Genomic DNA, 11,863 nt, shown 5'->3' with positions numbered 1-11,863 from the left:
ACCAGTTGCGATACGGCCCCAGTGCCCCGTCGTGAGACAGGGCACTGGTGATCGTCATCATTCGGTACGAGGCGGTTACTCGCCCGCGAAGATGGGCCAACCGTGAGTTACCGTGACAAAGCGGACCGACGGTGGGTCGAGGCAGCGCTCAGCGCTCTTGAGACGCAGGGAGAAAGACATGGCCAGCAAGGCTGAGAAGATCGTCGCCGGGCTCGGCGGAATCGACAACATCGAAGAGATCGAGGGCTGTATCACCCGCCTCCGTACCGAAGTTGTGGACCCGAGCAAGGTTGACGAGGCTGCTCTCAAGGCCGCCGGAGCCCACGGCGTCGTGAAGATGGGCACCGCGATCCAGGTCGTCATCGGCACGGACGCCGACCCGATCGCCGCCGACATCGAAGACATGATGTGAGCCAGTGAGCCAGTGAGCCAGTGAGTCGGTGACTCAGTGAGTCGTTGAGCCCTCGGCCCAGTGCGTCGCCGAGCCGCTGAACTCGGCCGTGAGGGGCCCATTCCACACCGGAACGGGCCCCTCACGCATCTGCCGATAGGCTCCACACCATGTCTCGAATCGACGGCCGCACCCCCGAACAGCTCCGCCCGGTCACCATCGAACGCGGATGGAGCAAGCACGCCGAGGGCTCCGTGCTCGTCTCCTTCGGCGACACCAAGGTCTTCTGCACCGCCTCCGTCACCGAAGGGGTCCCGCGCTGGCGCAAGGGCAGCGGCGAAGGCTGGGTCACCGCCGAGTACTCGATGCTGCCGCGCTCCACCAACACCCGCGGCGACCGCGAATCCGTACGCGGCAAGATCGGCGGCCGCACCCACGAGATCAGTCGGCTCATCGGCCGCTCGCTGCGCGCCGTCATCGACTACAAGGCCCTCGGCGAGAACACCATCGTCCTCGACTGCGACGTACTGCAGGCCGACGGCGGCACCCGCACCGCCGCGATCACCGGTGCATACGTCGCACTCGCCGACGCCGTCGCCTGGGCCCAGGGCAAGAAGCTCGTCAAGGCCGGCCGCAAGCCGCTCACCGGCACCGTCGCCGCCGTCAGTGTCGGCATCGTCGACGGCATCCCGCTCCTCGACCTCTGTTACGAGGAGGACGTGCGCGCCGAGACCGACATGAACGTCGTCTGCACCGGCGACGGCCGCTTCGTCGAGGTCCAGGGCACCGCCGAGGCCGAGCCCTTCGACCGCAAGGAGCTCAACGCCCTCCTCGACCTGGCCACCGGCGGCTGCGCCGACCTCGTCGCGCTCCAGACTCTCGCCCTTGAGAACACACTCGAAAAGTAAAGAGGCAACCAAGAACGACCCACAGGGCGTCGTTACACTCACGGGCGCACGGGCCGAACCGTGCGTCCGTCCGTATCCGGGGAGGACCGTTCCATGCCTGCGCGTCGCCGCATAGCAGCACTCACGCTCGCCACCGCCGCACTCGTCGTACCGATCACCGTTGGCTGCGGCGCCATCGACAAGGCCCTCGACTGCGTCGAGACCGCCGACGCGATCGCCACCAGCGTCGACAAGCTCCAGCAGGCGGTCTCCAGCGCCGCCGACGACCCGACAAAGGCCCGGCAAGCTCTCGACGACATCGACAAGGAACTGAAGAGCCTCGGCGACAAGACCGACAACGCCGACCTCAGCAAGGCCGTCGACGATCTCAACGCCGGCGTCGCCAACGTCCGCAAGTCGATCGAGGGCGGCGACAACACCCCGGACATCACGCCGATCACCAATGCGGCGGGCGAAGTCGGCAAGGTCTGCACGCCCGGATAATCGGGGGCATGACCCGACTGATCCTCGCCACCCGCAACGCCGGGAAAATCACCGAACTCAAGGCCATCCTCGCCGACGCGGGCCTCACCCACGACCTCGTCGGCGCGGATGCCTACCCCGACATTCCCGACGTCAAGGAAACCGGCGTCACCTTCGCCGAGAACGCACTCCTCAAGGCCCACGCCCTGGCCCGGGCCACCGGCCTGCCGGCGGTCGCCGACGACTCCGGCCTCTGCGTCGACGTCCTCGGCGGCGCGCCCGGCATCTTCTCCGCGAGGTGGGCGGGCACCCACGGCGATGACACCGCCAACCTCAGCCTGCTCGTGGCCCAGCTCTCCGACATCGACGAGGCCCACCGCGGCGCCCACTTCGCCTGCGCGGCGGCCCTGGCACTCCCGGACGGCACGGAGCGTGTCGTCGAGGGCCGCCTGCTCGGAACACTGCGCCACACCCCCACGGGCACCGGCGGCTTCGGCTATGACCCGATCCTCCAGCCGGAGGGCGAGACGCGTACCTGCGCGGAGATGACCCCGGCGGAGAAGAACGCGATCAGCCACCGGGGCAAGGCGTTCCGGGCGCTGGTCCCGGTGGTGCGGGAGCTCTTGGGCTGACACCCCGCAACGGGGTACGCCGAAGGCCCGGACGCCGAGTCCGGGCCTTCGGTTCAAAGGTGTGCGGCCGGTGGGACTCGAACCCACACGGGTATAAACCCACTGGGACCTAAACCCAGCTCGTCTCGCCAGTTCCGACACGGCCGCCAGCCGAGAGTCATCGTACCGGGCTGCCGGATGTGGCGGAGGGTGCCCTGCCTCCATGGGACAGGCCGTTCCTTCGTGCGGTTCCGACACCATGTGCGTGCGGTTCCGGCACCATGTGTCGGTCAAGGCGTGGCAGTGCGCCCGGTTGAGGCGGGAGCGATGTGTGCGGGCGAACCCTCGGGCAGAACGATGAGGGTGTCCGTCGCGACCGGCTTCGGTTCGCGGAAGGGCCCGCACCGCCTGCCGACGCGGGCCCTTCCGGGAACAGGGGACCTCAGACGCCCAGGTCCTTGATGATCTTGGCTACATGGCCCGTCGCCTTCACGTTGTACAGCGCGCGCTCGACCTTGCCCTCCTCGTCGACCACGATCGTCGAGCGGATCACACCGGTCACCGTCTTGCCGTACAGCTTCTTCTCGCCGAAGGCGCCGTACGCCTCCAGCGTTTCCTTGGACGGGTCGCCGACCAGCGTGACCTTCAGGCTCTCCTTCTCGCGGAACTTCGCCAGCTTCTCCGGCTTGTCCGGGGACACGCCGATCACGTCGTAGCCGGCGCCCGTCAGCAGCTCCAGATTGTCCGTGAAGTCGCAGGCCTGCTTGGTGCAGCCGGGGGTCAGAGCCGCCGGGTAGAAGTAGACGATCACCTTCCGGCCCTTGTGCTCCGCGAGCGAGACCTCGTTGCCGTCCGCGTCGGGCAGAGTGAAGTCGGGGGCGATGTCGCCGGGCTGGAGTCGCTCGCTCATGGTTCTCCTTGAGGGGACGTGAAGGTGTACGCCGTCGAGCGTAATAGGGGTGCCGTTGGGTGCGGTGGCGGCCGAGCTGACAGACTGTCGAGGAAGGACTACCGGAAACGACCACGGAGGCAGCGCGGTGTCGGATGCCAGGACCCCTGCGCAGATCGAGGCGGATATCGTCCGCAGGCGCGACCAGCTTGCCGAGACGCTCGACGAGATCGGGGTGCGCGTTCACCCGAAGACGGTCATCGGCGACGCGAAGGCGAGGATCGCCTCGACCGTGGATCACACCGCAGGGCGCGCGGTCGTCGCCGTGAACCGCGCCGTGTCCGACGTCAAGGCGCAGTTCGTCTCGGAGGACGGCGGGCCTCGGCTGGAGCGGCTGGTGCCGGTGGCCCTGGTGACCGTGGCGGTTGTGGGGCTGCTCGCCTTCTCGGTGAGAAGGCGCCGGGCGTGACTCGGCGGCGTACGGAACGGCCCCGGGCAGGTAGGTTCGAGGCGTGAGCGACAACACCACCCATGACAAGCTGCCCATCCGCATGCTGCACGACCGCGTGCTGGTGAGGACCGACATCCCGGAGGGTGAGCGGCGTTCCAGCGGCGGCATCGTCATTCCGGCGACCGCCGCGGTCGGCCGGCGCCTCGCCTGGGCCGGGGTGGTCGCGGTGGGGCAGAACGTACGGACCGTGGAGCCGGGTGACCGGGTGCTGTACGACCCCGAGGACCGCGCCGAGGTCGAGGTGCGCGGTGTGGCGTACGTACTGATGCGGGAGCGCGATCTGCACGCGGTCGCCGCGGACCGTTTCCAGGGGTCCGAGGATTCCACCGGGCTGTACTTGTAGGACGCGCGAAAGGCCTGGTCAGAGGCCGGACTGCAGGCAGAAAGAGGGCGGAGGGAGGGCTGGTGGCAGACGTCGCCAGCCCTTTCTGATAGGTCCTTTACGCCGCCTTTGCTATGTTGGCTGATCCCCGACGAGACGCGTCGTACCGGGTTACGCAAAGACGACGCACCCCGCTGAAAGTCCGCGTCTCGGAGGTGCCGTCATGGCCTGGGTTCTGCTTGTTGTCGCCGGTCTGCTCGAGGTCGGCTGGTCGATCGGAATGAAGTTCACCGACGGGTTCACCCGGCTGTGGCCGAGTCTGTTCACCGGGCTCGGGATCGTCGCGAGCATGCTGCTGCTGTCGCATGCCGCCAGGACCCTGCCGATCGGTACCGCCTACGGCGTCTGGGTCGGTATCGGTGCGGCCGGTGCGGCGGTGGTCGGCATGCTGGTGCTGAACGAGCCGCTGACCGCCGCCCGGATCTTCTTCGTCTGTCTGCTGCTGGTCGCTGTGGTGGGGCTGAAGGCGACCTCGGGTCACTGACGACGGGCCGCGCGGGTGGGCTTGCTGCCCGCCCTGCCATCGGCCGTATCGTCGGTGTCCGTACCACCGTCGTCCCTACCGCTGTCGCTCCTCCTTCTACGGGTCGTGGTGCCGCCGCTGTCCGTGCCGCCGTCGGTCTCGCCGCCGGCGTCCGTGCCGCCGTCGGTCTCGTCGTCGGTCTCCGTGCTGCCCTCGGTCGGTTCCTGCGTGTCCGGGGTCTCCGGTGTCTCGGACGGTTCCTCCGAAGACTCGGTCGGCTCCGGGGATTCCTCGGGCTCCTCCGATTCCACCGGGGGCTGCACCTCTTCCGCGCCCTCCTGCAGCTCCAGGTCGAACTCCTCGACCTCGGAGCCCTCGAGCGCAGCACCCGTGAACTGGCCCCAGATCTTCGCCGGCGCGCCGCCGCCGTTGATCCGCGGCAGCCCCAGCGCCCCGTACAGCGGCTTGTGCACGCCCGTGACCGGGTCCTGGCCCATCACCGCGACCACCGTCGCCAGATCCGGGGTGTAGCCGGCGAACCAGGCGGCCTGGTCCTCTTCCGCCGTGCCGGTCTTGCCTGCCGCGGGGCGTCCCGCGGACTGTGCCGCGGTGCCGGTGCCGCCGTCGACCACGCTCTGCAGCATCGAGGTTGTCGTGTCGGCGGCCTCCCGGCTGACGGCACGCTCCTCGGCCACCTTGGGGACCGGTACGTTCTCGCCGCCCTTGGTGACCTTCTCGACCAGCGTGTACGTGCCGTGCCTGCCGTGGTTGGCGAGGGTCGCGTACGCCTCTGTCATATCGAGGACGCTGGCGGTGGCCGGGCCCAGCGCGATGGAGGGGGAGGCGGTCAGGTCCGGGGTGTTCTCGGGGATTCCGAGGTTGATCGCGGTCTGCTTGACCTTGCCGGGGCCGACGTCCATGGCCAGCTGCGCGTAGACCGCGTTGACGGACTTGTCGGTGGCGGTGCGCACGGTGATGGGGCCGTACGAGAACTCGTCCTCGTTGGCGGGGCTGTAGGGCTTGCCGCTCCAGCCCCGCACGTAACGCCGGTTGGTGCCGTCGTAGACGGTGTTGGGGGTGATCGTTTCGTCGTCCTGGGTGGTGGACTCGTTCTGGACGGCGGCGGTGAAGACGAACGGCTTGAAGGTGGAGCCGACTTGGTAGTCGCGGCGGGTGGCGTTGTTGACGTACTGCTTGGTGTAGTCGACGCCGCCGTACATGGCGACGACCCTGCCGGTGGCCGGGTCGATGGAAGCGCCGCCGACGCGGACGTTGCGGTCGGCCTCGCGGTCCTTGTCGAGCTTGGACATCACCTGGTCGTCGACGGCTTCGGCGAAGGCCTTCTGCTTCTTGCGCTCGAGCGTGGTGGTGATCCGGTAGCCCCCGGCGGCCAGGGTGTTCTCATCGATGATCTTGTTGTTGGTGAGGTAGTCCTCGACGGCCTGGACGAGGTAGCCGCGCTGGCCGGAGAGGTTCGTCGCGGGCTTCGCCGTCTGCGGCACGGGGAACTTCATGGCCGCGCGGTCGGCGGGGCTGAGCCACTTCTCCTTGACCATGCCGTCGAGCACATAGTGCCAGCGGCTCAGCGCCGCGGCCCTGTTCTCGGGGTGGGTGGCGACGTCGTACGCGCTCGGGGCGTTGAGGAGCGAGGCGAGATAGGCGCCCTTCGCGGTGTCGATGTCCTTGATGTCCTGGCCGTAGTACGCCTGGGCCGCGGCCTGGATGCCGTACGCGTTGCGTCCGAAGTAGCTGGTGTTGAGATAGCCCTCGAGGATGTCGCTCTTGCTCTCCTCACGGCCCAGCTTGATCGAGATGAAGAACTCCTTGACCTTCCGGGAGACGGTCTGCTCCTGACCCAGGTAGTAGTTCTTGACGTACTGCTGGGTGATGGTGGAGCCGGACTGCTTGCCCTTGCCGGTCAGTGTGTTCCAGCCGGCGCGGACCATCGCCTGGGGGTCGACGGCGCGTTCGGAGTAGAACTCCCGGTCCTCGGCGGCGAGTACGGTCCGCTGCACCGCCAGCGGAATCTGCGCGAGCTTGACGTTCTCGCGGTTGATCTCGCCGTCGCGGGCGATCTGTGTGCCGTCCTTGAAGAAGTAGACATTGGACTGGCCGGTGGCCGCGGCGTTGGCGGGTGGGATGTCGACGAGCATGTAGCCGGCCAGGAAGCCGCCGATCAGCAGCAGTGCGACGATCAGGAATGTGCCGAGCACCATCCGCCAGGTCGGGATGACACGGCGCCAGCCGGTGCGCCCGGTGCGGCCCTTGCCGGCGTTCTTGCCCTTCTTCCCCTGCTTCCCGGGGGCGGACGCGGGCCCCAGTCCGACGACGGTCGCGTCCTTGGGTGTCCAGCCCTGTTGCTGTGGCTCGTCGCTCATGTCACTCATATTGCCCGTTTCCCCGGCGCAACCTCTGGACCTCGGCGGGCGTAAAGCGCTCGCGGCGGCCGCCCGCCCTGGGCTAGGGTCGTGCGCTTTGGTGCCCGGCGGCGGAGGGGGTCGACATGCGGCTTTACACGGTCGTCGCGGCGGGTGCGTTCCGGCGCTATGCGACGTACCGGGTGGCCACGGCGGCAGGCGTGTTCACCAACACCGTCTTCGGCTTCATCATGGCGTACACCTATATCGCCCTGTGGGACGAGCGTCCGCACCTGGGCGGGTACGACCTCTCCCAGGCCCTCACCTATGTGTGGCTGGGACAGGCACTGCTGATGACCTGCGCCATGATGGGCGGCGGTTTCGAGGACGAGTTGGTCGAGCGGATCCGTACCGGCGATGTCGCGATCGACCTGTACCGGCCCGCCGACCTTCAACTGTGGTGGCTGGCCGGCGACTTGGGGCGGGCAGCCTTCCACCTCATGGGTCGCGGGATCGTGCCGATGGTGCTCGGTGCGCTCGCCTTCGATCTGGCGCTGCCGCTCTCGCCGTTGACGTGGCTCGCCTTCCTGGTCTCGGTGACCCTGGGCGTGGTGGTGAGTTTCGCGGTCAGGTTCCTGGTGGCGCTCTCCGCGTTCTGGCTGATGGACGGGGCCGGGGTGATGCAGATCTGCGGGCTGGCGGGGATGTTCTTCTCCGGGATGCTGCTGCCGCTGAACCTGTTTCCGGGCACGCTGGGTGAGGTGGCGCGGGCGCTGCCCTGGTCGTCGCTGCTGCAGGTCCCGGCGGATGTCTTCCTCGGCAGGCGCACCGGGTGGGGGCTGGTCGAGGCGTACGCCTTCCAGGGCGGCTGGGCGCTGGCGCTGCTGGCCGCGGGGCGGGCGTTGCAGACGGTCGCGACACGCAGGGTGGTGGTCCAGGGTGGCTGAGGCGCCGTCGGCGCTGTCGAACGGGCTGCGGGCGTACGGCCTGATCGCGGCGATGTGGATCCGCTCCACGATGACGTACCGCGCGTCGTTCGTGATGACGGCGTTCGGGAACTTCGCGGCGACCGCCTTCGACTTCGTCGCGATCCTCCTGATGTTCTCGCACGTCGATGCGCTGGGCGGCTACTCGCTGCCCGAGATCGCCTTTCTGTACGGGGCGGCGGGCACCTCCTTCGGTCTCGCCGATCTGGTGATGGGGTCGATGGACCGGCTGGGGCGGCGGGTGCGCGACGGGACGCTGGACACGTTGCTGGTGCGGCCCGTTCCGGTGCTCGCGCAGGTGGCCGCGGACCGGTTCGCGCTGCGCCGGCTGGGACGGATCACTCAGGGGCTGCTGGTGCTGGGATACGGCCTGCTCGTCCTGGACATCGACTGGACGCCGCTGCGGGTGCTGATGCTGCCGCTGATGGTGCTCAGCGGCGGGGCAATCTTCTCGGCGGTGTTCGTGAGCGGGGCGGCGTTCCAGTTCATCGCGCAGGACGCCTCGGAGGTGCAGAACTCCTTCACGTACGGCGGGAACACGCTGCTCCAGTATCCGCCGACGATCTTCGCGAAGGACCTGGTGCGTGGCGTGACGTACGTCGTGCCGCTGGCCTTCGTCAACTGGCTGCCCGGGCTGTATGTGCTGGGCCGGCCCTATCCGCTGGATCTGCCGCAGTGGCTGGCCTTCCTGCCGCCGGCGGTCGCGGCGGTGTGCTGCTGGCTGGCCGGGCTCGCGTGGCGGGTGGGCCTTCGTTCGTACCGGAGCACGGGGAGCTCAGGGGGGACTTCATGGACTTCATCGAGCTCGAGGGCGTCGAGAAGGTCTTCGACGTACGGCGCAGAACGGGCAGGCTGCGCCGCGAGAAGCATCAGGTACGGGCGGTCGACGGGATCAGCTTCCGTGTGCCGCGCGGTGAGATGGTCGGCTACATCGGTCCGAACGGGGCCGGGAAGTCCACCACCATCAAGATGCTGACGGGGATTCTGACGCCGAGCGGTGGGCGGCTGCGGGTCGCGGGTATCGATCCGTCCCGGGAGCGTACGAGGCTGGCGCAGCGGATCGGCGTGGTGTTCGGGCAGCGCACGACGCTGTGGTGGGACCTGCCGCTGAAGGACTCGTACCGGCTGGTGCACCGGATGTACCGGATCCCCGACAGGCGGTTCCGGGAGAACCTGGACCGCTGTGTCGAACTCCTCGATCTGGCCGAGCTGTTGGACGTGCCGGTGCGGCAGCTTTCGCTGGGGCAGCGGATGCGCGGGGACATCGCGGCGGCGCTGCTGCACGATCCCGAGGTGCTGTATCTCGACGAGCCGACGATCGGGCTCGATGTGATCTCCAAGGTGAAGGTGCGGGAATTCCTGCGGGACCTGAATGCCGAGCGGTCCACGACGGTGCTGCTGACCACGCACGATCTGACCGATATCGAGCAGCTGTGCAAGCGCGTGATGGTGATCGACCACGGACGGCTGATGTACGACGGGGCGCTCGCCGGACTGCACGAGGTGGGCGAGAGCGAGCGGACCCTGGTGGTGGACTTCGAGCGCGAACTGCCGCCGGTGGCACTGGACTCCGCCCGCGCGGTGAAGGTGGAGGGACCTCGGCAGTGGCTGGCCTTCCCCGCCTCCCAGTCGGCGGCGCCACTGGTGGCGGCGCTGGCGGCGGAGTACCCGCTGGTGGATCTGTCGGTGCGGGAGCCGGACATCGAGGCCGTGATCGCGAAGATGTACGCGGAGAGATCAGGTCTGTGACTTCGTGGCTCCGTGACTTCGTGACTCTTTGGCTGTGTGACTCTGTGACCGGCACTGGGAGGGCGGATCGGCCTTGACTAGGCTGCCGGTATGACGAGCGAACTCCCTGAGATGCGTGCCTCCGACTCCGAGCGCGAACGGGTGGCCGAGCGGCTGCGTGAGGCGGTGGCGGAGGGGCGGCTCGACATGGAGGAGTTCGAGCAGCGCCTGGACGCGGCCTACAGGGCGCGTACGCACGGCGAGTTGGAGCCGCTGGTCAGCGACCTTCCGGTGGGTGGCCTGCCGGCGGTGGGCACGGCACCCTCGCCGGTGGCCACCGGGTCCGGCGGCTGGGCGCAGCGTGTCGGCGGACCGGCGACGTCGAACGGGGCGTTCGCGTTCTGGGGCGGGTTCGGGCGGAAGGGCACCTGGACGGTGGGCCGGAAGTTCACCACCTTCACTTTGATGGGCGGCGGCGAACTCGACCTGCGCGAGGCCCGTTTCGAGGACCGCGAGACCGTGATCCGCTGCTTCGCGATCATGGGCGGTGTCCACATCGTCGTACCGCCGGACCTGAACGTCGAGGTCGGCGGTTTCGGCCTGATGGGCGGCTTCGGCGAGCAGGGCCAGAGCGAGGGCCTGCCGGACCCGGCGGCGCCGAGGGTGAGGATCACGGGCTTCGCGATCATGGGCGGCGTGGGCGTGGAGCGCAAGCGCACCCGGGCGGAGAAGCAGCGGCTGAAGGCGGAACGGGCGGAGCGGGCCGAGCTGGAGAAGCAGCCGAGGCTGAAGAAGGGGCTGGAGAAGGACGAGCGCGACGAGCGCAAGGAGCTCGGCTGAGGCCAATCGGCGGGCCTTACAGCCGCGCCGGGTCCACGGCCCTGCCCATCCGCGCGTAGCCGGCGTCGCTGGGGTGGAGATGGTCGCCCGAGTCGTACGCCGGGCGCAGTCGGTCGGGTGCGTACGGATCGCGCAGCGCCCGGTCGAAGTCGACGACCGAGTCGAAGATCCGGCCGGTGCGGATGGCCGCGTTGACCTTGTCGCGTACGGCTTCGAGGGCCCGGGTGCAGTGGCGGTGTCCGGCGCAGGGCATCAGGGTCGCGCCGACGACGCGGAGGCCGCGCGCGTGGGCCCGCCGGGTGAGTTCGGCGTAGCCGGCCGTGAGCCGGTCGGCGCTCGGATCCGGCCCCCGCAGCAGGTCGTTGATGCCGATCGCGACGATCACCGTCCTGACGCCGGACCGCGCGAGCACATCGCGGTCGAAGCGGGCCAGCGTGCTGGGGCCGCGACCGTCGGTCAGCAGGCGGTTCCCGCTGATGCCCTGGTTGAGCACGCCGTAGTGGTACCTGCCGTGGCGGTTGAGCCGGTCGGCGAGTACGTCCGGCCAGCGGCGGTTGGCGTCGGAGGTGGAGGTGACCCCGTCGGTGATCGAGTCGCCGATGGCGACGACCGCGCCGTTTGTGTCCCGGGTCAGCACGTCGACGCCGCTGAGGTGCTGCCAGGCGCCGGTCCGCCGGGTGTACGCGTCTCCGCCGGCGTCCTGCGTACGGTCGCCGTCCGCGATGTACGAGGTCTGGCGCGCCTGCGGGTGGACGGTGACCGGCCCGCCGGGGGAGGTGGTGGCGACGGTGACGAGGAGATCGCCGTCGTACGGGATCCCGAGCACGACGGGGTCACTGACGCGCTGCCCGCCGACCGCGAGGGTGACGGCACCCGCGCCCTGGAACGTCACCCGTCGCAGAGTCCCGGCCACGGCCGCGGGACCGTGGCCCGCGCGCACGGCCAGCGAGACCTGGGCGATCTTGAGCGGCTGCTCGCCGAGGAGGTTGGAGAGGGTGATCCGGGCGGCGGTCCCGCCGATACTGGTGTGCACCACATTGCGTACGGACCGGCCGACGTGGCCTCCGACGGCGGGGGATGCCTTGGCGGGTGCGGCGGCCCAGGTCCCGACCCAGACCGCGGGCGCGGCGACGGGTGTACGGGCGGCGGTCCCGCCCTGGGCGGCCCCGACGCCGAGGTATATCGCGCCGCAGACGAGGGCAACCGCGGTGGTGAGGGCGGCGAGGGTCGCGTACCCACGGCGTTTGTTCATGAGCACATCATCCGACATGGCGCGGGAACTCGATGTGCGCCCCAGGAGTACCTGAGGTAGGGACAATGCGTACGAGGCGCGCG

13 protein-coding genes, 1 tRNA gene, 1 pseudogene and 1 riboswitch are annotated in these 11,863 nt (G+C 69.1%); of the genes and pseudogenes, 11 read left to right on the top strand and 4 right to left on the bottom strand.

Annotated features, from left to right (window positions below):
- Positions 1-178 precede the first annotated feature (178 nt).
- From OG735_RS16000 to rdgB, 4 genes are all read left to right on the top strand, one after another.
- On the top strand, positions 179-412 hold the full coding sequence (locus OG735_RS16000; protein WP_142217368.1) for a glucose PTS transporter subunit EIIB: 234 nt from the start codon (positions 179-181) through the stop codon (positions 410-412).
- A 149-nt stretch (positions 413-561) separates the two neighbouring features.
- A complete protein-coding gene (gene rph, locus OG735_RS15995) occupies positions 562-1,299 on the top strand; it encodes a ribonuclease PH (protein WP_327323845.1) in 738 nt (245 codons plus the stop codon).
- A 93-nt stretch (positions 1,300-1,392) separates the two neighbouring features.
- Positions 1,393-1,782, top strand: a complete 390-nt coding sequence (locus tag OG735_RS15990; RefSeq protein WP_327323844.1) for a hypothetical protein — start codon at positions 1,393-1,395, stop codon at positions 1,780-1,782.
- An 8-nt stretch (positions 1,783-1,790) separates the two neighbouring features.
- The gene (gene rdgB, locus OG735_RS15985; protein WP_327323843.1) at positions 1,791-2,393 is read left to right on the top strand and encodes an RdgB/HAM1 family non-canonical purine NTP pyrophosphatase; all 603 of its coding nucleotides are present in this window, start codon (positions 1,791-1,793) and stop codon (positions 2,391-2,393) included.
- Between the two features lie 62 nt (positions 2,394-2,455).
- Here rdgB and OG735_RS15980 read toward each other — a convergent pair.
- Together OG735_RS15980 and bcp are read right to left on the bottom strand one after the other, a co-directional pair.
- A tRNA-Leu gene (locus tag OG735_RS15980) sits at positions 2,456-2,540 on the bottom strand.
- A 274-nt stretch (positions 2,541-2,814) separates the two neighbouring features.
- A complete protein-coding gene (gene bcp, locus OG735_RS15975; protein ID WP_327323842.1) occupies positions 2,815-3,282 on the bottom strand; it encodes a thioredoxin-dependent thiol peroxidase in 468 nt (155 codons plus the stop codon).
- A 127-nt stretch (positions 3,283-3,409) separates the two neighbouring features.
- Between bcp and OG735_RS15970 the strand changes: the two genes are divergently transcribed.
- The 3 genes from OG735_RS15970 to OG735_RS15960 all read left to right on the top strand — a co-directional run bounded on the left by OG735_RS15970 (position 3,410) and on the right by OG735_RS15960 (position 4,638).
- Complete coding sequence (locus OG735_RS15970) at positions 3,410-3,730, top strand: DUF3618 domain-containing protein (RefSeq protein WP_327323841.1); 321 nt, start codon at positions 3,410-3,412, stop codon at positions 3,728-3,730.
- 82 nt (positions 3,731-3,812) lie between these two features.
- Entirely contained in the window at positions 3,813-4,115 is a 303-nt protein-coding gene (locus OG735_RS15965) for a GroES family chaperonin (protein ID WP_153485104.1), read from the top strand.
- A gap of 104 nt (positions 4,116-4,219) precedes the next feature.
- Positions 4,220-4,285: riboswitch (guanidine-III (ykkC-III) riboswitch) on the top strand.
- 32 nt (positions 4,286-4,317) lie between these two features.
- Positions 4,318-4,638: a DMT family transporter gene (locus OG735_RS15960; protein ID WP_327323840.1), complete on the top strand. Its 321-nt coding sequence runs from the start codon at positions 4,318-4,320 to the stop codon at positions 4,636-4,638.
- Here OG735_RS15960 and OG735_RS15955 read toward each other — a convergent pair.
- Complete coding sequence (locus OG735_RS15955) at positions 4,632-6,995, bottom strand: transglycosylase domain-containing protein (RefSeq protein ID WP_327323839.1); 2,364 nt, start codon at positions 6,993-6,995, stop codon at positions 4,632-4,634. The two genes, OG735_RS15960 and OG735_RS15955, sit on opposite strands and share 7 nt — an antisense overlap.
- A 125-nt stretch (positions 6,996-7,120) precedes the next feature.
- Here OG735_RS15955 and OG735_RS15950 point away from each other — a divergent pair, with 125 nt between their 5' ends.
- From OG735_RS15950 to OG735_RS15935, 4 genes and pseudogenes are all read left to right on the top strand, one after another.
- Positions 7,121-7,921, top strand: coding sequence for an ABC transporter permease (locus OG735_RS15950; RefSeq protein ID WP_327323838.1), 801 nt, complete (start codon positions 7,121-7,123; stop codon positions 7,919-7,921).
- Positions 7,914-8,735: pseudogene (locus OG735_RS15945) on the top strand (ABC transporter permease); the annotation flags it as partial. The gene OG735_RS15950 and the pseudogene OG735_RS15945, both read left to right, overlap by 8 nt.
- A 14-nt stretch (positions 8,736-8,749) precedes the next feature.
- Positions 8,750-9,709 (top strand): ABC transporter ATP-binding protein, encoded by a 960-nt coding sequence (locus tag OG735_RS15940; RefSeq protein WP_327323837.1) that lies wholly within the window; start codon positions 8,750-8,752, stop codon positions 9,707-9,709.
- Positions 9,710-9,820: 111 nt separating this feature from the next.
- Complete coding sequence (locus OG735_RS15935; protein ID WP_442812609.1) at positions 9,821-10,528, top strand: DUF1707 SHOCT-like domain-containing protein; 708 nt, start codon at positions 9,821-9,823, stop codon at positions 10,526-10,528.
- Between the two features lie 16 nt (positions 10,529-10,544).
- Here OG735_RS15935 and OG735_RS15930 read toward each other — a convergent pair whose 3' ends face one another.
- A complete protein-coding gene (locus OG735_RS15930) occupies positions 10,545-11,780 on the bottom strand; it encodes an SGNH/GDSL hydrolase family protein (RefSeq protein WP_327323835.1) in 1,236 nt (411 codons plus the stop codon).
- Positions 11,781-11,863 lie beyond the last annotated feature (83 nt).

This window comes from Streptomyces sp. NBC_01210 (genome assembly GCF_036010325.1).
Taxonomy (GTDB): Bacteria; Actinomycetota; Actinomycetes; order Streptomycetales; family Streptomycetaceae; genus Streptomyces.
Note: the sequence above shows the minus strand (reverse complement) of the source record. Positions and strands in the feature narration are given on the sequence as shown.